Below are 22,871 nucleotides of genomic sequence, written 5' to 3' on the forward strand. Positions count from 1 at the left end.
ACAATATGAACATCTTTCTATTTGGAGCAACAGGCGGAACAGGAAAAGAAATCCTGATAAAATTGTTAGAGCGGAAACATCAGGTATTTGTTTTAGCCCGAAATCCCGAAGTGTTGAACATTACAAACGACAATCTAAAAATAATCAAAGGCAGTATTTATAATCCCGAAACGTACCAAAACGAGTTAAGCCAATGCGATCTTGTTATTTCTGCATTGGGTACAGGAACATCAAGAAAGCCGACAGAGATTTACTCAAAAGGCGGACAGCAGATTATTACAGAAATGCAGAAAGCTAACGTAAAAAGGCTAATCACATTGACAGCAGGGGCATTTGACCATACAGATCCTGCAACCCAAAGTTTCATTGTAAAATATATCGTTCAGCCATTGTTTAAAAACATCTATTCCGATATGCAAAAATGGGAAACCATTTTAGAAAACAGCACGGGCATTGATTGGACGATTGTTCGCCCAAGTCGATTAATGAACGGAAAAGAAAAAGGTAAATATCGGGTACAGCTCGACCATTGCCCGAAAGGAGGCAGAAAAATCAACCGAAGTGATTTAGCACACTTTATTGTTAAACAAGTCAATTCCAACCAATACGTTCATAAAAAAGTTGCAATTGCTTATTAGTTATGAAAATCGTTGAAATCTTTAAGACAAACGTTCAGAATGATAAAGATGCTGATAAAATAATAACGTTTCTTTTAGCACTGTATCCTGTTTATAAAATCAATTTTGACCTCGAAGATGAAGAAAACATCCTTAGAGTTGAAGCCAATAAGCTTTACATTGAAGCAAACAAGATAATCAATTATATGATTCGGTTAGGTTACAATTGTGAGCGAATAGAATAACTTTCAGAGTAACCTGATGGTACAATTTTACAACGAAATACTGAACAAATTGGAAATTGAAACTGATATCTTTTACAGTGCTTGTCTTTGGGGTTCAGAGATTGCAATGGTCAGCATAGTATATTAGAAAAGAATAATAAATGAACTATCTGAAATGGCATCTTCATTAAGTTGCCCACGTAAATAATACCAAAATAAAAGCTTCCGAATTGTTTAGCAGCATAAGTGAATTAATGAAACCTTCTTTGGAGTAAAAAAATGTTGACCTTGTTTTTAAATTGAAAGACCCGAATTGGGTATTTGAAATAGACTCCTTCCTTATTGAGCAAGTTATCAACCTTATTTTGAATGTTATCGAAATGGTTTCTAATCCGCAGATTGTTGTTTCGGCAACAATAAGCCATAAAGGAACGACCCAGATTCGGGTTACGGACAACGACGGAGGAATTCCAGCTGAGATAGTGGACAGAATTTTTATACCGTTTTTTAGCACCAAAAAACCGGAACTGGTATTGGTCTGAGTCTTTGTAAACAGATTATGCTATTACACGATGGTAAAATACAGCTGCGTAGTTCTGAAATAACGGGACAGAAGTGAGTTTTGTCTTTTAAAATTTATCAGTTTTAAAAAAACTTTTGGTGTAGCTTTTCTAATCTTCAGATCAGTGGTGAAGATATATTTCATCAAGATTCCAAAGTTTTGGATAAAAACACGTAATCGAAAACCTATGTGGTATTAGATCGTTGGGTACTTTCTTTCGAATTCCGAATCGTTGATCTTATGGAGAACAACGGTTAATAAATCTTCCGGATCCACTCCCTGGTGTTTACAGCTACCAAATAACAGAAATAGTATGGCTGCATCCTTCACGTACCGCTATTTATTAATTAATATCTTAATTACCTAACACTACTCTTAAGTTGCTTATATCGATTTTTCGTAGCAGTTGAAAACTCCTTTTCTAAAACAGACAGTTCCTACGAGGTTATAACCTTTTTTTAGATAAACTGCATTAGCTGTTTCATTTAATGAGAAAGCGTCAAAGCGAATGGATTGATATTTATGTTCATGTGCATATTGCTCTGCATACCGAATCATCTTACTCGAAATTCCGCTTCCTTGAGCGGTTGGTTTTACATACAAACGATGAATGACAAGAAAGGGAATATTTGTATGCCAATTTAAGTCATTATATTCCTCATCACATTTTTCATTGAGAGCCATATACGCTAGCACCACTCCATGCTCTTCATAAATATATGCTTGTCCTTCATCAATATCTTGGTTCAGAACTATGTTGTTGGGATATTCCTGATCCCACTGATCGATCCCTTCCCTCAACATATGACTTTTTACATTCTCCAGTACTTCTGACGCCTGCATAATATCTTTTCGGATCGCTTTTCTTATCATACAATTACATATACTTAAATTTTTTCAAAGGCCTAGTCATCCCTAACGATCATTGAATATTTTTGTCATCTAGTATAAAAACAGGGCCGGTCCGTTCAGACAAAACTCGTGAAATTTTGTCAGTATTCATACGGTAAAAGTAAATACAGACGCGTCCAAATCAAGACACAACTTGGGCGGGCGGATACAAAACAAAAAATCCTGCAAAACTGCAAGGCCCGTGTAAAATTGGTTTGCGATGTAACCTCACTTTATTTTGTGGCGGATCCTCTCAAAATTTCTCTATATCCCTCATTTTCGACCCTCATTTTTGACAGCTAATATGTCAACGCCAATTCGAGACATCGTGCATAGGGAATTGACTCGGAAAAAAATTAGGATAAAATTATTCGCAATTTTCAAGATAGACAATTGAAAACCCTCATCCGAATTTTGCTCTTTGTGGAGGGACCTAATGGGGCGTGGTCGTATAATGCATTTCAACCGGCCTGGCCGAAAAAGTACATCGCTATAATCATCACAACAATGATCAAAATCCATAAAAGAATAAATTTCACGTTTGGAATTGGTTTCGACTTCAATAGCTTAACACCTAGCGGAAAGAGCGCTACACAAAGGCCACCGGTAGCAATTATGGATACAAAAGACGCTCCTTTAAGTACACCAAGCATCAACGCCGACATAAGCCCCAAACCGATTGATCCGATTATCGATAATGCACGGGATCGATATGCACCTATAGCCAGGATTACCCAACCGAACATAATAGCAGCCGATAACGTGGAAACGATGTGAAAAGCGCCATAAGCGTCGCCTACGGCTTTAGTTGCTAGTTCTACGTTCTGTACTCGCGTCAATTGAAAAGCCAAGTGATTAACACCATAATGAAACGTTCGCGCAAATAAGCCCAATATAACGAATGTCCCGCCTAATCGCGCAAGGCCGGGTTCCTTTTCTCCAATCAAATTAGATAACGCAGTAATTGCCGGCCAAAGCAAAATATTGCCGGCCAAAAACAGACTGTATGAAGCCACTAAGCGCGTCGGGTGATCTACAAATGCCTGCAATTGTTGTGGGTAGAAAAAATCGAATTCAATGCGTAGTACTTCCGATAGCACAAGCAAAGCTGGCGCGACGAGCATCGAAATCCCGCTTATCCAACGGCCTGGAAACCAAAAGTTGGCCGGTTCCTTAGATTCACTTTGTAATGACACCATTAATTTTGAAAGTTTGTATTTCAGATGTGAGCTAATTAAAGATAGGACAATAAATTTAAATATCTCTGGTTATGGGACATAAAAAACGATCAAATCTAAAATTATACCGTGTTTACGATCGATACTTTCATACCTTTGCAATATGAAAACAAATTCATTCAGCAAAAAAGGTAAGCCAAAAGCCCCTTTCTTAAAACATGTCCGTGCGCATGCAGTAACCATTGCCCAACTCATGTCGCTTGAGTATGGGATTCGCCATATCCAAGAATCATTAATCGATTACCCGCACGTCATTGACGATGAGATCGAACTCTTAAAAAAAGCGCTAAAGTAAGCTCCCCCGACTTACTGTAAAGTTCCTACCTAGAAGGCGGACGCACATTTTAGACCAATTAAAACGAGTCAGCAGTACACCGTACAAAAAAACAGAGGAACCTTTTGTATATTTGGGTGTTCGATATGTCAAAATTAATCCGTGCGCTCATAATGTTTAGTCTGGTCCTAGCGGGCGCAGTAATCTCGCGGGGCCAAGATATCCCCCGAGTGGGCACACCATTCGTTCAGCAATATGATAAGTCGAGCTATCACGCCGGAAACCAAAACTGGGGAATGTCCGTGAACCGCGACGGGTTCGTGTATGTAGCAAACACGGAAGGGCTTCTTGTTTTCGATGGACAGCGGTGGAAACTGCACCCTATGAAAAACAACGTGACACTTCGAAGCGTCAATATTGATCAATCAGGGCGCATACTTGTAGGAGGTGCCGGCGAGTTCGGTTATTGGACCGTCCACCCCTATGGCAAGATGGAATACACGAGCCTAGCACCACTAGTTAAAGACCAACGAAACTTAAAGAACGACGAGATTTGGCGTATCGTAATTGACGATGACAAAGTCTATTTTCATACTTTTTCAAAAAGCTACCTGTACCACGACGATAAAATCACGACCATCACTGCTGACGGCGAGCCTTTCTTATTTAGCTTCAAGGTCAACGGGAAGCATTATTTCGAACAAATTCCCTCGGGGTTACACGAACTCAAAAATGGAAAGTTAGTACAGTTGCCAGAAGCTAACAAATTACATGGAATGAATATTTTATGTATGGTTCCATTCGCACAAAACGAGATACTCATCGGCACCGCTAAAAATGGCCTTTTTCGAATGCAACCGGACGGAAAGATCAGTCACTGGCGTACGCCAGCGGATGACTTCCTCAAAAAGTATCAGCTAAACAACGGTGTAAAGCTTTATGGCGAGCAGTACGCCTTTGGGACAATCCAAAATGGCGTAGTCATCCTGAATGATCAAGGAGAAATCATCCAACATATAAACAAAAACAATGGGCTACAGAACAATACGGTTCTCAGTCTCACGCTCGACAAACAGAACAACCTTTGGGCTGGATTAGACAACGGAATAGACCGTATTGCTATCAATAGTCCACTCTATTATTATACCGATATTACCGGAAGCTTAGGCACCGTTTATACTTCTAAGATATACAATGATAAAATTTACCTCGGGACAAACCAAGGGTTATATAGGAGTGATTGGTATGGAGATACCAAATATAATGCGTTAAAATTTTCGTTGGTACCCAATTCGGAAGGCCAAGTATGGACCCTGGAAAATATTGATGGAAAACTCGTCTGCGGGCATAACAACGGGACCTACCTGCTCCAGGAGGGAAAATTAGTCCGAATATCCACCGTTACCGGCGTATGGAAATTCCAACCAATCAAGGGCAGCAGTTATTGGCTACAGGCCAATTACACCGGCGTGGGACTCGTGTCTACCCACCCCACTATTACCCTCAGCAAACAATTTGGGGAACATAAAACACCAATCCGCTACATTAAACAGGCAGGCAACGATCAATTCTGGTTAAGTAATCACCAAAATGTGTTTAACTTTAAACTAGACACCCTTACTCAATCGGGCTCCGCATTCACCAACATCAATACAGGGCTACCTGCCAATACAAAGCTCTACGGAATTTACAACTTAGAAAACAACATTGTGTTTGCCTCGGACTCGGGATTTTATCTCTTCGACAATATCTTACGTTCCTTTAAACCCTACCAAGAGCTAAACAACCAGCTCGCCACCTTTGCTAGTGCCAACAAGATTATCCCTATCAAGAAACACGCTTACTGGTTTATCAAAAAATCGCACATCGCCAAAATAGAAATTTCAGTAAACGGCCAGTTGGAGATTGATTCCTCGTCCTGGAATACACTAAAAGGTAAGCTCATGAACGACTACGAGCATATTCTAAACGTGGACGATAAGTTATCACTGATCGCCCTTGATAACGGATTCGCGCTGTATTCTCACCAAAGAACAAAATCTGAAAGCATTCCTCCGCCTATTATCACTAATATCTGGAACACGACGACGGAAGTCTCGCCGGTTTATGATAATTTTGATTTTCCGAAAAATCAAAACAATATACGCATCGCATTTTCTAGCTCCTGGTACTCATCCACTCCCCTGCGTTACCAATATCTGCTAGAAGGTACTAATCAGGGCTGGTCTGTATGGGAGGAAGCGTCATTCAGGGAATTTACAAACCTATCCTACGGAGATTACACCTTTAACGTGCGGGCGATAAGTCCCGATGGTACGCAGTCCGAGATAACAAGCCTGTCCTTTTCGATTCAAGCACCATGGTATTTCAAGTGGCCGATGGTCGCTTTCTATATATTTGTCGTTATCCTGCTACTATATTTCGCCAACAGACACTACGAGCACCGATTGCATACACAGCAGCAGAAATTAAAAGCTAAATTACTCACCGAGCAGCAGGAGCACCTTGCCAAGGAGGTCGCAGCCAATGAGAAGAAACTTATATCCTTAAAAAATGTCCAGCTCGAACAGGAGCTAATCAATAAAAACAGAGAGCTAGCGAACTCGGCATTAAATATTGTTTATAAAAACGAAATGCTTAACACCTTACACCAAGAGCTCAGAACATTGAATGATTCATCGGGTAATAAGCTGAGTTCAGACCAGTTACGCAGAGTAAATAAACTCATTGAAGAGGCGCATAATGACGATCGCGATTGGGATATTTTTGAAAAGAGTTTTAACGAAGCACACGAAAACTTCTTTAAAAAGCTAAAAGCAGAATACCCTGCGCTCGTGCCGAACGATCTCAAACTTTGCGCTTACCTGCGCTTAAATATGTCGAGTAAAGAAATAGCATCGTTACTCAACATCAGTATACGTGGAGTCGAGATTCGTCGTTACCGATTGCGAAAAAAACTTAACCTCCAAACCAGTAAGAATCTTTCCGAATTCCTGCTTGAATTTTAATATTCACTCGGCCCAGGGTTCGCCCTCATCGTTCATCTAGCCTATGGAACGCCAGCCGCTTTCGGACCTAATTTTGGCAGATTTGCATAGAAATGCCCCATTAAGAATGCGATAAACACCTACAAAATAATGTCTTTTTAAACTATTTTAATGCCGTTTACTACTACATTACTACTACACATAACCCTTTTTTAACATGTGTAAAAACAACACTATCTATGCATTTATATAATCAAAAAAAAATACATAAATAATTATTAATAAGAACATTACAATAAAAATAAACCAGAGTTGAGCAAGTATTTTTAGCTTGTAGTAGTAATGTATATCTATTTAATTTGTCCCGCCAACCATTACATCACATCTTTGTTATAGTAGTTACTCACTTACTAATAGGAGAACTACAGATTCATTAACAACGAAAAAACCAATACTATAATGAGGAAGTTACTAACGCTGACCATTGCTTATCTATTAAGTCTATCATGGCTTTATGGTCAAAGTAAAAACGTATCGGGTACTGTAAAAGATAGCCAAAATTTGATGGCGATCCCGGGAGTATCCGTGTCCATTAGTGGGCAAACAGCAGGAACGCAAACGGACGAGGCAGGCCGTTTCAGCCTGGAGGCCACTCCTACTGACACTTTAATTTTCACCTTTATTGGCTACAATACGCAATCTGTCCATGTAGGGGACCAAACCGAATTAGCTGTTTTTCTGGATAACCAGAATACCGCGCTCGAAGAGGTTGTCGTGGTAGGTTATGGGGTTCAGAAAAAAGTAGACCTTACGGGCGCCATTGGTAGTGTCAAGGCTGACGAGATAGCCAAGCAGCCGGCCATGTCGGCTATGCAATCCATACAAGGTAAAGTCGCCGGGGTGAACATCACCGCATCCGAAGCACCCGGATCAACACCACAAGTCGTTATCCGTGGATTAGGTACCGCTCTTGGTGGACGCGATCCGTTGTATATTGTCGATGGGTTTCCAATGGACAATATCAACAGCATTAATCCGGCAGACATCGAGTCAATCGACGTACTGAAAGACGCTTCTTCAGCTTCTATATACGGGATACGTGCTTCCAACGGGGTTATCATGGTAACCACAAAAAAAGGTAAAGCTGGTACGGTGAAGATTGGCTACGAAGGTTATGTCGGCATAAAAAATATGTTGAACCGTGTGGAAATGGCCGACGCTTCACAATACGTGAACTACTACAATGAAAATATCGCAGGCATTGGGAACGGAACATCGCTTGCTACCGGTCAACGGTACAACACCGATTGGTTCGATGAGATACTAGAAACCGGTGTAGTATACAACAATTCGGTAAATATATCAGGCGGTTCGGAGATTGTCGATTATTTCCTCAGTGCCAACAATTTTACCGAAAACGGTATTATCGATGGATCAAAGCACCAGCGTAACACAATACGCAACAACAACGTCTTTAAATTTTTAGACAACAAACTGAAATTCACCCAAAACTTGAATCTAAGTTTTAACAAGTCCACGCCAAAGCCTTACAGCGCGTTTAACGATGCATACCGCCAAACACCACTCAGCCCCGTACTTTTTGACAATGGACGCTATGGTACGTCGATTTATAACAGCACAACAGGCATGGCTGGCTACGAAACCGCAGCGGGAGAATCGACCGGTAATCTAAATTCAGCTGGTAACCCTGTCTACGAGATACTTCGCCAAAACCAACTTCAAAATTCTACCCGTATACAAGGCGGCATCGAGGGTGAGTATCAAATTCTTGACTTCTTAAAGATCAATTCCAGAATTGGTGCAACCAAGGTGTTTGAAAATGACCGTACGTACTCGGACGTTAAAGACGCCTGGTTACAAAGTAATCCCCTTCGGACCAATGCAGAATTTGAACAATTAAAAGCCGACAACCCTACTTCGCTTTCGTATGTCAACAACTCGCTTTCTTACGAGAAAAGAGAAGACTATCGCTGGTTGTGGGAAACATACTTGTCATTTGACAAAGAGTTCAACGGCCACCACATTAATGCGATTGCCGGTTTCTCGCGCGAGAAATTCGACATCAAGAATAGGATCAGCGGCCTGGGGTATGATGTATTGCCGCAGGAGCAATACTGGAATATCAATAATGCCTCGCTAGACTACGATAAAGTACTTGAACAGACCTACTCCACGCCAATCGCGCTAGCCTCCTACTTTGGACGCTTACAGTATAACTACAACAGTAAATATTACGCCACTGCAACATTTCGTCGTGATGGTTCTAGTGTTTTTAAAAGCACCGGGAAATATTTCGACAACTTCCCTTCAGTCGGCCTAGGATGGACAATTTCAAACGAAGACTTCATGCAAGACAATACGGTGCTGAACTTTCTGAAGCTTCGCGCGAACTGGGGTGTGCTGGGTAATCAGGGGATACCATTAAACGTATCGCAGGTATTATCCTCCGAGGGTAGTGAAAACTACAACTACGTATTTGGTCCCGGACAAAACTTAGCTCTGGGTGCCGCCTTTGGTAGCCCTGCGCTCAACGTCTTTTGGGAAAAAACCTATGAAACAGGCGTAGGATTGGATTTCGAAATGTTAGATCGAAAGCTATCGGGATCGATTGATTACTACAACAAGACAAATTCAAATGTAATCATGAAGGTGCAGCCGCTATTAAATTCACCTTTTGCGAACGATTTTTATGATCACGGTGGTAAAGTAAAAAACAACGGTTTTGAGCTCATTTTAAACTGGAGGAACTCTATTTCAGAAGACTTCAACTACAATATTGGCGTAAATTACGCCTACAACCACAACGAGCTGACTGAGGTTAAAGCCGCATACGATGGCTCCATAGGTGGTAGCTTAGCAAATGGCGAGGTTACAAAACGTATCGAATCTGGTCAACCATTATACGGCTGGTGGTTATGGGAAACTGATGGCGTATGGCAAAATACGAGCGAGATCGCCGAAAATGCCGCATACGGATCGCCACGTCCTGGTCACCTTCGATACAAAGATCAAAATGATGATGGCGTGATTGATGACCGCGATAAAGTGTTCTTAGGTTCCTTTATGCCTACTTCGACGTATGGTATTAACCTGGGAATTACATACAAAGCAGTAGATTTCTCTCTTGCTGGTTTCGGCGTTGCGGGCAATAAAATATATAACGGATTAAAAGGAACGCGCGTCAATGGTGGTGAGAATATCACGCAAGACACGTTCAACGAACGCTGGACGGGCGAAGGTAGTTCTAACACAGATCCCGGCGCGGACAGAGATGCCTATGCGTCAAGCTACTATTTAGAGCCGGGGGATTATTTCCGTATCAATAACATCACCTTAGGTTATACGTTCAAAAAATTATATAACGAAACATCAAACTTAAGGGTATATTTTACCGCGCAAAATCCATTCATGTTTACCAACTATTCGGGGTTCTCTCCAGAGATACCAAGTGATGGCGATCCGCAGTTGACCTCTGGTATTGAGCTTTCTGCTTATCCGACGACTAGAAACTTTTTGTTTGGTATTAACGTTCAGTTCTAATCTATTAACGCGCAAAATCATGAAAATAAGAATATTAAATATAACACTTTTAACGGCTGCCGGACTATTATTTAACGGCTGTGCGGAAGATTTTTTGGATGTTCCCTCACAAGAGGTCGTAGAGGCCGACGATAGCGGCGAGAATTATACGCCCGAAACATTTGTAAATGGCATTTACGGCATGTTTACCGATTGGAATTATGCCTTCTCCTATCTAGGTATCACAGAAATCATTTCTGATAACGCCGATAAAGGATCAGCCGCTACCGATTCAGGCGGAGACAAAGATATTTTAGATAATTTAACATACACAGCGACGGCAGGCTCCTTTAGCTCATTGTGGGAGCATTGGTACAAATCTATAGGCAGGGCGTCACAAGCAATCACCTATATTGAAGAGTACGGGCTTACCGACCTGACGCTCCAAAAACGGTTGATCGCCGAGGCCCGGTTCCTGCGTGCATTGAACTACTTCTTCCTGGTTCGTGGATGGGGGGATATTCCAATACAGGATGAAGACCTCACGCTTCGAGTTCCACAAGATCAGGTGTACGGTTACATCGAGACAGACCTGCAATTTGCGATCGACAACTTGCCATTGAAATCCGCATATGCAGACAAAGATCTCGGCAGGGCAACCAAAGGAGCAGCTCAAGCTTTAAAAGCAAAAGTACATCTATACCAGGGGGAATGGCAGCAGGCGTACGATCTAGCGCAAGAAGTGTTGAGCTCGGGCGAATACAACCTGGAGAGCGATTATGCGAAAATATGGCGTCTAGCTGGAGAGAACGGTCCGGAATCCATTTTCGAATTTCAAGCGCGCGGCGTGTCCATCGCTCACGGGATCCATCAATATTCGCAAACTCAAGGTCCACGCGGTGGCGCGGCGAACCTCGGATGGGGATTTAACACGCCCTCGGAGAACCTGCTGAAAGCTTTTGAAGATGAAAATGACGATATCCGTAAGGATGCCACAATAATCTTCCGCGGTGAAACGATGTACGACGGCCGCGAAATTGGCTCGAGTGAAAATGCAATGTACAACGAGAAAGCCTACTCCTCAGCCAATGGAGGAGCAACCGACACGGATAAAAACCTACGTTATTTACGTCTTGGGGAGCTCTATCTCATCAAAGCCGAAGCCGCGAACGAATTGGGCAATACCGCCGAAGCGCAAACGGCACTCAACACGATACGCAGCCGGGTAAAACTGCCCAATACGAAGGCATCTTCACAAGACCAGCTGCGTCAGGCAATCTGGAAGGAACGTCGGCTAGAACTAGCCTTTGAGCACGATCGCTGGTTTGATTTAATACGTACCAAACAGGCCGAGGCAGCGATGAGCGCTGCCGGAAAAACGTTTCAAGACAAACAATATTTATTTCCAATTCCAAATGCGCAGCTCATTCAAACGCCCGAGCTCGGACAAAATAACGGTTGGTAAAAAAAGTCAAATTTGGGGAAGAGCAGTTACTCTTTCCCTATTTTAAAGTTCTTATGCACGCTCGAGCTATCTTTTCGAGTTCTCCCTTGCGTGAAATTAACGGAGACAGTCTCCTTTTATATTAATTAAATGACAAATTTACAAACAATAACGACTACAATTTTAATAAGCACATGTTGCTTTATCAGCTGCCAGAACAATAATCAAAAGAACGCCGCGGACACCAACACGGCACGAGGCAGCAGCACATTGACCGAGGATTCCTTATTAAATACGATTCAGCAGCAAACCTTCAAATACTTCTGGGACGGAGCTGAACCGACCTCAGGGCTCGCCCGCGAGCGTATACATATCGACGGCGAATACCCCGAGAATGATCAAAATGTCGTCACCATCGGTGGGAGTGGCTTTGGGATAATGGGGATCGTAGTCGCCATCGAACGAGGATACATATCTCGGGAACAGGGCGTACAGCGACTGGACCAAATCATCGATTACCTAGGTAAAATACCTCGTTTTAATGGCGTGTGGTCGCACTGGTACCATGGAGACAAGGGGACAGTGAAAGCCTTCAGTGAACAAGACAATGGCGGAGACATTGTGGAGACAGCGTTCTTAGCACAAGCTTTAATCGTTGTGCGCGAATACCTAAAAGGTGGTAATGAACAAGAAATAAGGGTCGCCGAAAAGACAAATGAATTGTGGCATGGGATCGACTGGAATTTTTACACCAACGGACAAAACGTCCTTTTTTGGCACTGGAGCCCTTCCCATAGCTTTGGGATGAACCACCCCGTGCGAGGATTCGACGAATGTTTAATTTCCTACGTTTTAGCCGCATCCTCGCCTACTCACCCTATTGATACCGCTGTATATAACCAGGGATGGGCGCGTAACGGCGCTATTAAATCCGACGCCTTGAAGTTTGACATCCCCACGGTAGTTAAACACAACGCTGCCTCAGGCGAAGTAGGTCCCTTATTTTGGGCACACTACTCTTTTCTAGGATTAAATCCTACGGGCCTCAAAGGTCCATATGTGGATTACGGCCAAGCGGTGATCAATCACAGTAAGATCAATATTGCATATGCCGAGCAAAACCCTCATCAATTTAAAGGCTACGGTGCAAATAAAGGATGGGGACTTACCGCCTCATACACCATCGACGGATACAGTGCGCACCATCCGGAGAACGACAAGTCGGTAATCAGCCCCACCGCCGGATTATCCTCCATGCCTTACACGCCAAAGGAAAGTATCAGCCTTGCCCGTTATTTATACTCCAGCTTAGGCGATAAATTATGGGGTAAATACGGTTTCTACGACGCCTATAGCGAAACAAAGGAATGGTTTCCGCAGCGTTACCTAGCGATCGATCAGGGGCCCATCGTCGTGATGATTGAAAATTACCGGACAGGTTTGATATGGAAACTATTCATGCAAGCACCTGAAATCCAACAGGGTCTTAAGAAGCTAGGCTTTGAGAGCCCAAATATAAAATAATTGGTGGTTAGTGAATCGGCTCAATTCATCATTTAGAATTGGGCCTTTTTTTTAAAAAAAATAGTTACTATGAAAACTTTTAAAATATTCGTTTGCGCCTGTCTACTGGGAAGCGTCAATTTCACCTCGGCGCAAAACGATAAAAAGATGAATCAGTACATCGATGCGCTCTTAGCAAAGATGTCACTAGAGGAAAAAATTGGGCAGTTAAATCTGGTTACCGCAGGCGAGGTAACCACCGGCACAGCCGTCTCAACAGACGTCGAGTCGAAAATAATGTCAGGGAGCATTGGCGGAATTTTTAGCATGACCTCTCCCCAGCGCATACGGCAAGCCCAGGAACTAGCGGTTAACCATTCCCGGCTTAAAATACCGATTATCTTCGGCATGGATGTGATCCACGGTTACAAAACAATATTCCCTATTCCACTTGGGCTGGCAGCAAGCTGGAACATGCCCCTTATCCGGCAAACCGCACGCGTAGCCGCTATCGAAGCGACCGCCGACGGATTGAATTGGACGTTCTCGCCTATGGTTGATATCTCTCGCGATGCACGCTGGGGCCGTATTTCCGAAGGTAGCGGTGAGGACACATACCTCAGCGCCCGAATTGCAAAGGAGATGGTTATAGGTTACCAGGGAGACGACTTGCGTAAGAATAACACACTACTTGCGTGTGTGAAGCACTTCGCACTTTATGGTGCGGCCGAAGCGGGGCGCGATTACAATACGACCGATATGAGTTTGCACCGCATGTACAATGAATATCTCCCACCCTACAAAGCAGCCATCGATGCGGGCGCTTTGTCGGTGATGACTTCCTTTAACGATATCAATGGTGTACCCGCGAGCGCAAACCACTGGTTGCTCACCGATCTGTTAAGAGCGGATTGGAAGTTTGACGGTCTGGTGGTCACGGATTATACTGCTGTAAATGAACTCGTCGACCACGGCCTGGGCGACTTACAGCAAGTATCTGCTCGCTCGCTCAAAGCAGGCGTTGACATGGATATGGTAGGCGAAGGTTTTCTGACCACCCTTAAAAAATCCCTTGCGCAGGGAACCGTGCGAACGCAAGATATCGACCGGGCCTGCCGCAATGTACTAATCACGAAATACAAGCTTGGCCTATTTGACGACCCTTTCCGCTATTGTGACCCTGCGCGTCAAAAAAAAGAAACATTAACTGACGAACATTTATCCTTGGCACGGAAAGCAGCAGGTGAGTCATTTGTGCTTTTAAAAAATCAAGCGCAAACCCTTCCCTTAAAAAAACAAGGGACCGTCGCGGTCATCGGGCCCCTAGCCAATACCGGCGCCAATATGCCGGGAACTTGGAGCGTGAGTGCGGACCTTGAAAACACAGCTTCGCTCGTTGAGGGCATGAGGGCGGCATTAGACAGCAAAGTAAAAATTGTAACACATTTGGGAGCCAATCTGACGGACGATAGCGCCTTGCAGGAAAGGGCTACCATGTTTGGACGAACTATTCCGCGTGACGAGCGTGCGCCGGAAGTGATCATTGATGAAGCGCTCCAAACTAGCCAACAAGCGGACGTTATTGTGGCCGCACTTGGCGAGAGCTCCGAGATGAGTGGCGAGAGTTCCAGCCGCACGGACCTGAATATCCCCACCTCGCAGCGCAGGCTGCTTGAAGCATTAATTAAAACAGGAAAACCAGTTGTGCTGGTGCTTTTTACCGGAAGACCACTTACACTTACTTGGGAGAACGAGCACCTGCCCGCCATATTAAATGTATGGTTTGGCGGTACCCAGACCGGTAACGCGGTAGCGGACGTACTATTTGGAGACATTAACCCATCGGGCAAACTACCAGTCACTTTTCCGCAAAATATCGGACAGCTACCCCTCTATTACAGCCAAAAGAATACGGGCAGACCCCTTAAACAAGGTGCATGGTTTCAAAAATTTCGTTCTAATTACTTGGACGTGAGTAATGATCCGCTCTACCCCTTTGGTTATGGTCTTAGTTACACGACATTTAGTTATTCCGATATCCACCTCAGTAATACCAAAATTAACTCCGGTGAATCACTCACCGCTTCGGTACAAGTAACCAATACGGGAAAATACGATGGACAAGAGGTTGTACAACTCTATATTCGTGACCTCGTTGCCTCACAAACACGCCCGATCAAAGAGCTAAAAGGATTCAAGAAAATTGCGCTTAATAAAGGGGAATCCAAAACCGTCGAATTCACAATTTCGCCTGAGGATTTAAAATTCTATAATCAACAGCTGGAATTCTCTTCGGAACCCGGCGTATTTAAAGTATTCATCGGTACGGACTCCCAAGACCTCCAAGAGACTGAATTTGAATTAACTATTTAAAAATAGCCCGTGGGGCAATGCCGTTCCACGGGATTTAAATTCTCACCACCTCCCGTTCTCCTAAAAACGCAAAATTTTAAGGGTTTTTCATTTGTTAACATACATCAATGTCCCGCACACAATTCCTCGCTACCTTTGTTATATCAAAAAATAAAACTAAAAAAAAAGATATGGCAACTTGGAATTTAGACAAAGCGCACAGCGAAATTGAGTTTAAAGTGAAACACATGATGGTTTCAAATGTAAAGGGACAATTCAAAGATTTCGACGTTATATTAGCGAGTGATAGCGATGATATTACGCAAGGGAAAGTTAACGTAGATATCAAATCTGGATCGATCGACACCAAAAGTGAACAACGCGATCAACATTTGAAAAGTGAAGATTTCTTCAACGTTAGTGCATACCCTGCAATCAAATTTACATCTACAGAAATTAAAAAGATCGACGATGAGAGCTACGAAATAACCGGTGACTTAACGATTAAAGAGGTTAGCAAACCCGTTACATTCAAAGCGGAATTCGGCGGCATTGCAAAAGATCCGTGGGGAAACCAAAAAACAGGTTACACCGTTACAGGCAAAATTAACCGTCAAGAATTTGATTTAACCTGGAATACGGCGCTAGAAACTGGCGGGGTAATGGTCAGTAACGACGTTAAAATTCAAGCAGAAATACAATTTGTTTTAGCATAATTTCAATTTCTTCAAAAAACAAAAAAGCGGTAGACCCTAGAACTTGATTTACCGCTCACGCGGGGTCGCATAAGATCAAGCAAGTTTTCAAGGGAGTCCAGCGAAAGACTCCCCTTTCTATTGGGACAACGCTCGTGATCGAATAAAAATAGAAGACGCCAGGCAAGACCCGATATGTCAAAAATATACCCGGCTAAAATTTTAACATATTTTTAAGGATTTTAATAGCATTTATTACCGTAAATCAATGTATTTTAGAAAAAAACAACGTAAATTGGATTATTAAAATAACGTACAAACAAGAGATATGGCAAGCTGGAATTTAGACAAAGCACATAGCGAGATAGAATTTAAAGTAAAACATTTGATGATTTCAAATGTGAAGGGTCAGTTTCAAGAATTCGATGTCAAAATTAATAATGGGTCGGACGACCTTTCACAGGCCCAGATCGATGTAGAGATCTTAACAAGTTCCATTACCACGAAAAATGAACCGCGTGATGAACACTTAAAAAGTAACGAGTTTTTCAACAGTGCGACCTATCCACTGGTCAAGTTCAGCACGACGCAAATTGAAAAATTAAATGATAAGGACTATAATTTAATGGGTGACCTTACCATAAAAGAAGTGACGCAACCGACCGTACTTGCTGCTGAATTTGGCGGGATTGCGAAAGATCCCGCGGGTAATAAAAAGGCTGGCTACACGGTCACCGGGAAGATCAACCGCCAAGATTTCGGACTCACTTGGAATGAAGCGCTGGAAACCGGTGGTGTTATGGTTAGCGAAGATGTCAAGTTTCACGCTGACATTCAGTTCGTCCTCAAATAATGCGCCATCAAGCATAAATCACGACAGGTCAAAACATAAGACATTCGCTATTCAGAAATGCCGGTTGCATGAAACATGCATCCGGCATTTTTTATTTCAAATCGGTGCCCCTCACCTAGGTCATAGCGACTTCCATCAACAGAAATTCAGTCTCACTTTTTGCTTTAATTTCAACGGATCTCGCTCCCGTCACCCCTACAGCATCACGCGCATGGAGTGTCTTGGAGTCAACTTCGATTTCCCCACTCAGATTAAAAACATAAAGGCCCGTTCCCGTACCTTTAAACGTGTAGGTTTTCTCGATCCCGGGGTTAAACTTGGACAAGCTAAACCAAACGTCTTGATGAAGCCATAGACCATCAACCTTTGGCCCAGGTGAAATCACCTCCTGAAACGTATTTATCCGGTCGTTTGGATCTAAGGTTAGCTGATCATAGCGAGGTTTTACATCTCGAACTGCCGGGATTACCCATATCTGAAGGAAGCTAACTTCTTGATCTTGATTTGCATTATATTCACTGTGCGTGACACCTGTTCCGGCACTCATCACCTGAATATCTCCCTGACGGATTGTCCCTTTATTGCCCATGCTGTCTTGGTGCTGCAAATCTCCTGAGAGGGGAATACTAATAATTTCCATATTATTATGGGGGTGGGCCCCAAATCCCTGCCCCGCCGCCACGCGGTCATCATTGAGTACACGCAGTACGCCAAAGTTCATCCGCTGGGGATCCATATACTGCGCGAAGCTGAATGTGTGTTTGGAATGTAACCACCCGTGATTCGCATTGCCACGCGAGTCTGCCTTGTGAAAAACATAATTTGCCATGATGTATCCTTTCTTTTATTATACAACAAAGTTCGGATTTATCAGCCCGCCATACATTGACCTAAGTCAAGAACGATCTATATCAAATGGTCCGTGTATCCCAATTCCCTTAACCCGTGTTCGAGGGCATGGCGCTCTGTGTCACATAGCGGGCGCAGAGTTTCAAGGATATTCTTCATCTCCCCAAGCTGCGCTAAGGTTCGAATACCTAGGGCAATCGAACTGACCGCGCTTCCGCTTAAAGCGTAACTCAATAAGACTTGCATTTTCGGAATATTTAATTCTGCAGCCAGTTTATCCACACTCCGATTAGCGTGACCAACCTCGCCCGCAGTAAGCTGTAAATAACTAACGACTGGCTTATCGATGAGTATCCCCTGGGTGAGCGCACCACGGGATATAACTGAGATATTATGCCTTTCCAGCAACGGAAAGACCGACTCAGGTCTTCTATCTAGTAAACTGTATTGCATCATCACGCTCACAATGTTCGATTTACGAACATACTGCTCTATCACATTGGGACGGATCGAAGATATACCATAATAACGAATGTGTCCTGCCTTCACGAGTTGCTCGAACGCTTCGATAATCTCGTCGATAGGATCGTCAATCGTACCGCCATGTAACTGGTACAAGTCAATTCGATCTGTCCTCAGGCGTGAAAGTGAGCTCTCTACATTCTTAATGATATGCGCCTTGGACGCTTTCCAATCCCAAGAGTTCCCATCCGATCGCCACTGGTTCCCTACCTTTGTGGCGAGCACGACCTGATCGCGATAAGGTGCCAGTGCCTGGCCAAGCAGGTCCTCGTTCATACCACGCTCGTAAAGGTCAGCCGTATCAAAAAAGTTTATACCCGCATGAACGGCCTGTTGAAGAACCTCAATATTCGTTTTTGTCGGTCCACCCTTCAACGACATTCCGCCGATGGCGATAGGTGAAATCCTTAAATCTGAATTACCTAAATTAGTTGACTGCATTTTCTTTAATCCCTATTAATTCTATTTCAAACACCAAAGGACTGTGTGGAGGGATATCTCCTCCCGCTCCTCTTTCACCGTAGCCTAAAGATGAAGGTATGTAAAACCTATATTTGGACCCCACGGACATAAGTGGGATTCCTAGTTGCCAGCCGCGGATCACCCGGTCCAAGCCCAACTCCATCGGCTCTCCCCGGTCGTAAGAGTTATCAAAAACTTTACCGTCAACGAGCGAACCTTTATAGTGTACAGTGACTTCGTCGGTTTCCATCGGCTTAGTGCCGGTCCCCTCCCGGAGTACTTCATAGTATAAGCCGTCGACAGCGGACTTAAGATTGGGTTTGCCTTGGATACTCGCAAAAAAATCCGATTCCACTTCCTTCATTTCTTCGGCCCGCTGCTCTGCTGCCTTATTGAACGCATTTTTTATAATCCGAATACGCTCTTCTTCATTGAAAAGCTCACTATTACCAGCTAATGCATCGGATACTCCGCGTTGAAACTTTACATCATCAATTTCCATCCCACCTTTTAAAAGAGATGCACCTACATCTAAACCTAAAGCGTAAGAAACTGAATCCAGATTACTCGTTAGCTCTTGAGCTTGGCTATTGTTAACATGCCAAAACAGTAACGTTAGGCCTGCGTATCCTATAATTTTACTTTTTATCATTTGTGTTTTTCAACTATACTTGTTACTATTTCTTTCGTGATATCCGGGTAATCAACCACGACTCTACTTTTACTATTGAGCCAGGATTCGATGTCGTAATCGAACTTCTTTTTTAAGCTGTGAATGACCGGTACCCCCATCTGCTCAAGTGCAGCGGCATTTAAGTGCTGCTCGTACTGATTTTTCATGGGAATCACCAAAAGCTTTTTCTCCAGGAATAACGCCTCGGCCGGTGTCTCAAAGCCAGCACCACATAGTACACCTGCCGAGCTTGCCATGCTGCGCACAAATGTCTCACTTTGAATGGGGTTGATCGTAACATTTTTCACGACAAACTTTTGCTTGTTATGCTTGGAATAAACGTCCCACTGCACATCTGGAAATTTCGATAAATTTTTCAATAGATGTGCATCGTCGTAGGAAGGTAAGTATACGGTGTAATGCCCTTTATCGGTAGGCTCTAACTCACGAATAGACTGCCGGATGACAGGTGTAAATACATTATTGTTAAACGCCTTAAAGTGAAAACCGTACGAAATGCTTGATGGTGCATAGTTTTTCATAATAAAACGGCCTAGCATATCAGTTTCCTCAGGTTTCGGACTCGCCGGATCCAGTGCACCAATTTGATGACTGAGGCCAATACAGGGAACGTCTCTAGTCTGGCATGCCCAGGCAGAAATAGGTTCGAAATCGTTGATAATCAAATCGTAAAACTCGACCGGTAGAGAATTTATTTCCTGAACAAACTTACGCACTGTCGAGCTCATAAATGTACGCCACAGGTCCACACCACCGGATTTACCGAAAATAAAGCTCAAACCATGTAGCCTGTATTTAACAGGAAAAGGGAGTTCGATATCGGCCTGTATTCCACTGACCAAAACATCAACTTCTGCAATTTGTTTTAAAATTGGAATGATATCTAACGCGCGACATAAATGTCCATTGCCTGTTCCTTGTACGGCATACAATATCCTCATGATTCACCAAAAATTATGCGGCCAAATTACTAATTTTCCTGCGAATTGGCGGCACAGATATGTCACTTCTTTACTCCCCATTACAATGCCAAGACGTTATTAAAAACAACATCTGCCGATAATAAAACAGTCTGGAGCGAAAAGGTCGAGGCGAGCACTGTGTTTATTCATCATAAATTTCTAGTTTTGCCAATCTAAAATCTACTCATGCAATTTAAAACGATAAGTTTATTGGTGCTATTTCCTTTGCTTTCTCAAGCACAGGACACAACCAATATACGGGAGGTAATCGTTAACCAAAATAGGTTACAAATTCCATTTCACCAAGACAACCGTAATATTGAAATAATTACTGCCGAGCAGATTAGCCGTCTGCCGGTAAAAAATATTAATGAAGTATTAGGGCTTTTAAACGGTGTCGATCTACGTCAGCGCGGTCCCCTAGGTGCGCAAGCAGACATCAGTATCGATGGCGGAAGCTTTGATCAGACTCTCGTGCTTATAAATGGCGCAAAAGTTTCCGATCCCCAAACCGGGCACCTCAGCCTAAACCTGCCCGTGCCGCTCGATGCCATTGAGCGCATCGAAGTGTTACGCGGAGCTGCAGCACGTATTTATGGCGCAAATGCATTAACGGGAGCCGTGAACATCATCACTCGCCGGGTGGACGGCACCTCGGTTCAAGCTAACGTATACACCGGATCTTCCTTCAAAGAGCGCGAAGAAGAAGGGAAAAGCGGCATATACCATCACATTGGTTCACAAATCGGGATGAGCTGGCAAGGAGAACGGCAACAACACCAGGTATTTTACAATAAAGAAAAAACCAATGGACAGCGCTATAACACCGCCGCGGAAATCGATAAAATATTCTACCAAGGACAGACTACACTAAATCCGGCCAACCAAATTGAGTGGATGGGAGCCTATATTTATAATGACTTTGGTGCAAACGGGTTTTATGCCTCACCCGGAGATAAAAATTCCAGAGAGATTGTCGAAACCATATTTACCAGTATCAGCTCTAACCACCAGCTTAACGACCGCTTATACATCAGCCCGCGAATAAGCAACCGTTACAATGAAGACGATTACCGCTACAATGACGCGGATATCAGCACCGGACGCTCCATCCATTTTAACAACAGCTTCGCTACAGAGCTAAATGCCCGTTATACGACAGACTTTGGTGACTTCGGACTAGGGCTAGAGTCGCGCTTTGAAAAAATAACTAGTTCGAATATGGGTCGATACGATCGGGATAATTACGGTGCCTACACGGAATTCACGACCGATAAAATCGCGAACTTAACCGTAAACCTAGGCGCCTATTTAAACTACAACAGTCAATTTGGATGGCAACTCTATCCGGGATTCGACCTGGGGTATAATGTAAATAATCAGTGGAAAATTATTGTCAACGCCGGATCAAGCCAGCGCATACCGACCTTCACAGATCTTTATCTTCAGCAAACTGGAAACATCGGTAATCCTATGTTGATGAGCGAGAATGCGTGGCAAATTGAGGGAGCCCTCAAATTCGAGAATGAGCATATTACTGCACATGCGGGCTATTTCTATCGCGATATAGACGACTTCATTGACTGGCTGCGCACCAGTGAGCAGGAACCCTTCCAGCCCTTTAATATGGGACAAAACAAAGTAAACGGTATCAATACCAATTTCAGCTATACGCTAAGGGCGCCCGAGGTATACTACAGCGCGACACTAGGTTATAGCTATCTGGATCCCGCGCTAAAAACAGACGATGGCTTCATATCTAAATACGCACTGGAAAATTTAAAGCACCAAGCCAAGCTTTTGCTAACGGCAAACAGCGCAAGCTGGAACATTGCCCTGGCTAACCGCTTCAACCAGCGCATCTCCCATAATTCCTATTTTTTGAACGACATCCGTTTAGGCTATAATTTCCCCGCGCTCACTGCATATGCTGATGTACAAAATCTATTTGATGTGACCTACGTTGAGTCGGGCGCAATTCCGATGCCTGGCCGTTGGTATTCGGTCGGAGTAAAGTACCGCTGGCACCAGCAAAAATCACATTAATGGGACGTATGTAACAAAAGCGCGCGTGACCTAGCAGTGCATCCCATTTATATTAAATATTTTTGTAGGGCGCTAATACCCCCAGTCCTCATCCGATTACCCTTGCCCATAATTTAGATTTTTTTTACCGAGAGAAGTGGGTAGTTTACCTATTTT

General features: G+C 43.4%; 17 protein-coding genes. 11 read left to right on the forward strand and 6 right to left on the reverse strand.

Annotated features, from left to right (window positions below; translation table 11 throughout):
* The first annotated feature begins 5 nt into the window (after window positions 1–5).
* Together FM107_RS17305 and FM107_RS17315 are read left to right on the forward strand one after the other, a co-directional pair.
* On the forward strand, window positions 6–638 hold the full coding sequence (locus tag FM107_RS17305; protein WP_086949738.1) for an NAD(P)-dependent oxidoreductase: 633 nt from the start codon (window positions 6–8) through the stop codon (window positions 636–638).
* A gap of 502 nt (window positions 639–1,140) precedes the next feature.
* Window positions 1,141–1,383: an ATP-binding protein gene (locus FM107_RS17315; RefSeq protein WP_086949740.1), complete on the forward strand. Its 243-nt coding sequence runs from the start codon at window positions 1,141–1,143 to the stop codon at window positions 1,381–1,383.
* 404 nt (window positions 1,384–1,787) lie between these two features.
* Here the strand turns inward: FM107_RS17315 and FM107_RS17320 are convergent, their stop codons facing one another.
* A complete protein-coding gene (locus tag FM107_RS17320) occupies window positions 1,788–2,276 on the reverse strand; it encodes a GNAT family N-acetyltransferase (RefSeq protein WP_086949741.1) in 489 nt (162 codons plus the stop codon).
* Window positions 2,277–2,755: 479 nt separating this feature from the next.
* Window positions 2,756–3,493 carry a hypothetical protein gene (locus FM107_RS17325; RefSeq protein WP_179204536.1) on the reverse strand — a complete coding sequence of 246 codons (738 nt, stop codon included), beginning with the start codon at window positions 3,491–3,493 and terminating at the stop codon, window positions 2,756–2,758.
* A 142-nt stretch (window positions 3,494–3,635) separates the two neighbouring features.
* On the opposite strand from FM107_RS17325, the gene FM107_RS17330 reads away from it, so the two are divergent.
* The 8 genes from FM107_RS17330 (at window position 3,636) to FM107_RS17365 (ending at window position 17,180) form a co-directional block, all read left to right on the forward strand.
* Window positions 3,636–3,827 carry a hypothetical protein gene (locus tag FM107_RS17330; RefSeq protein WP_086949742.1) on the forward strand — a complete coding sequence of 64 codons (192 nt, stop codon included), beginning with the start codon at window positions 3,636–3,638 and terminating at the stop codon, window positions 3,825–3,827.
* 125 nt (window positions 3,828–3,952) lie between these two features.
* Window positions 3,953–6,814, forward strand: coding sequence for a triple tyrosine motif-containing protein (locus FM107_RS17335; protein ID WP_086949743.1), 2,862 nt, complete (start codon window positions 3,953–3,955; stop codon window positions 6,812–6,814).
* 438 nt (window positions 6,815–7,252) lie between these two features.
* Complete coding sequence (locus FM107_RS17340) at window positions 7,253–10,354, forward strand: TonB-dependent receptor (protein WP_086949744.1); 3,102 nt, start codon at window positions 7,253–7,255, stop codon at window positions 10,352–10,354.
* A 19-nt stretch (window positions 10,355–10,373) separates the two neighbouring features.
* Entirely contained in the window at window positions 10,374–11,798 is a 1,425-nt protein-coding gene (locus FM107_RS17345) for a RagB/SusD family nutrient uptake outer membrane protein (RefSeq protein ID WP_086949832.1), read from the forward strand.
* A gap of 129 nt (window positions 11,799–11,927) precedes the next feature.
* A complete protein-coding gene (locus FM107_RS17350) occupies window positions 11,928–13,301 on the forward strand; it encodes a glucoamylase family protein (protein ID WP_086949745.1) in 1,374 nt (457 codons plus the stop codon).
* Between the two features lie 69 nt (window positions 13,302–13,370).
* Window positions 13,371–15,653: a beta-glucosidase BglX gene (gene bglX / locus FM107_RS17355; protein WP_086949746.1), complete on the forward strand. Its 2,283-nt coding sequence runs from the start codon at window positions 13,371–13,373 to the stop codon at window positions 15,651–15,653.
* A 170-nt stretch (window positions 15,654–15,823) separates the two neighbouring features.
* Entirely contained in the window at window positions 15,824–16,348 is a 525-nt protein-coding gene (locus FM107_RS17360; protein WP_086949833.1) for a YceI family protein, read from the forward strand.
* A 307-nt stretch (window positions 16,349–16,655) separates the two neighbouring features.
* Window positions 16,656–17,180, forward strand: a complete 525-nt coding sequence (locus FM107_RS17365) for a YceI family protein (RefSeq protein WP_086949747.1) — start codon at window positions 16,656–16,658, stop codon at window positions 17,178–17,180.
* Window positions 17,181–17,295: 115 nt separating this feature from the next.
* Here FM107_RS17365 and FM107_RS17370 read toward each other — a convergent pair whose 3' ends face one another.
* The 4 genes from FM107_RS17370 to FM107_RS17385 form a co-directional block, all read right to left on the reverse strand.
* Window positions 17,296–18,009 (reverse strand): pirin family protein, encoded by a 714-nt coding sequence (locus FM107_RS17370; protein WP_086949748.1) that lies wholly within the window; start codon window positions 18,007–18,009, stop codon window positions 17,296–17,298.
* 77 nt (window positions 18,010–18,086) lie between these two features.
* Entirely contained in the window at window positions 18,087–18,992 is a 906-nt protein-coding gene (locus FM107_RS17375) for an aldo/keto reductase (RefSeq protein WP_086949749.1), read from the reverse strand.
* The gene (locus tag FM107_RS17380) at window positions 18,979–19,665 is read right to left on the reverse strand and encodes an FKBP-type peptidyl-prolyl cis-trans isomerase (protein WP_086949750.1); all 687 of its coding nucleotides are present in this window, start codon (window positions 19,663–19,665) and stop codon (window positions 18,979–18,981) included. The genes FM107_RS17375 and FM107_RS17380 overlap by 14 nt, the downstream gene beginning before the upstream one ends.
* The gene (locus FM107_RS17385; protein WP_086949751.1) at window positions 19,662–20,648 is read right to left on the reverse strand and encodes a glycosyltransferase family protein; all 987 of its coding nucleotides are present in this window, start codon (window positions 20,646–20,648) and stop codon (window positions 19,662–19,664) included. The genes FM107_RS17380 and FM107_RS17385 overlap by 4 nt, the downstream gene beginning before the upstream one ends.
* 207 nt (window positions 20,649–20,855) lie before the next feature.
* Between FM107_RS17385 and FM107_RS17390 the strand changes: the two genes are divergently transcribed.
* Window positions 20,856–22,715 carry a TonB-dependent siderophore receptor gene (locus FM107_RS17390; RefSeq protein ID WP_086949752.1) on the forward strand — a complete coding sequence of 620 codons (1,860 nt, stop codon included), beginning with the start codon at window positions 20,856–20,858 and terminating at the stop codon, window positions 22,713–22,715.
* Window positions 22,716–22,871 lie beyond the last annotated feature (156 nt).

It is taken from the genome of Sphingobacterium sp. JB170, from assembly GCF_900163865.1.
In the GTDB taxonomy this organism is placed as follows: domain Bacteria; phylum Bacteroidota; class Bacteroidia; order Sphingobacteriales; family Sphingobacteriaceae; genus Sphingobacterium.

Bases quoted from the DNA above. Each gene is read 5' to 3' on its own strand.
- FM107_RS17305 (WP_086949738.1), top strand. From the start codon at position 6: ATGAACATCTTTCTATTTGGAGCAACAGGCGGAACAGGAAAAGAAATC.
- FM107_RS17320 (WP_086949741.1), bottom strand. From the start codon at position 2,276: ATGATAAGAAAAGCGATCCGAAAAGATATTATGCAGGCGTCAGAAGTA.
- FM107_RS17325 (WP_179204536.1), bottom strand. From the start codon at position 3,493: ATGGTGTCATTACAAAGTGAATCTAAGGAACCGGCCAACTTTTGGTTT.
- FM107_RS17330 (WP_086949742.1), top strand. From the start codon at position 3,636: ATGAAAACAAATTCATTCAGCAAAAAAGGTAAGCCAAAAGCCCCTTTC.
- FM107_RS17335 (WP_086949743.1), top strand. From the start codon at position 3,953: ATGTCAAAATTAATCCGTGCGCTCATAATGTTTAGTCTGGTCCTAGCG.
- FM107_RS17340 (WP_086949744.1), top strand. From the start codon at position 7,253: ATGAGGAAGTTACTAACGCTGACCATTGCTTATCTATTAAGTCTATCA.
- FM107_RS17345 (WP_086949832.1), top strand. From the start codon at position 10,374: ATGAAAATAAGAATATTAAATATAACACTTTTAACGGCTGCCGGACTA.
- FM107_RS17350 (WP_086949745.1), top strand. From the start codon at position 11,928: ATGACAAATTTACAAACAATAACGACTACAATTTTAATAAGCACATGT.
- bglX (WP_086949746.1), top strand. From the start codon at position 13,371: ATGAAAACTTTTAAAATATTCGTTTGCGCCTGTCTACTGGGAAGCGTC.
- FM107_RS17360 (WP_086949833.1), top strand. From the start codon at position 15,824: ATGGCAACTTGGAATTTAGACAAAGCGCACAGCGAAATTGAGTTTAAA.
- FM107_RS17365 (WP_086949747.1), top strand. From the start codon at position 16,656: ATGGCAAGCTGGAATTTAGACAAAGCACATAGCGAGATAGAATTTAAA.
- FM107_RS17370 (WP_086949748.1), bottom strand. From the start codon at position 18,009: ATGGCAAATTATGTTTTTCACAAGGCAGACTCGCGTGGCAATGCGAAT.
- FM107_RS17375 (WP_086949749.1), bottom strand. From the start codon at position 18,992: ATGCAGTCAACTAATTTAGGTAATTCAGATTTAAGGATTTCACCTATC.
- FM107_RS17380 (WP_086949750.1), bottom strand. From the start codon at position 19,665: ATGATAAAAAGTAAAATTATAGGATACGCAGGCCTAACGTTACTGTTT.
- FM107_RS17385 (WP_086949751.1), bottom strand. From the start codon at position 20,648: ATGAGGATATTGTATGCCGTACAAGGAACAGGCAATGGACATTTATGT.
- FM107_RS17390 (WP_086949752.1), top strand. From the start codon at position 20,856: ATGCAATTTAAAACGATAAGTTTATTGGTGCTATTTCCTTTGCTTTCT.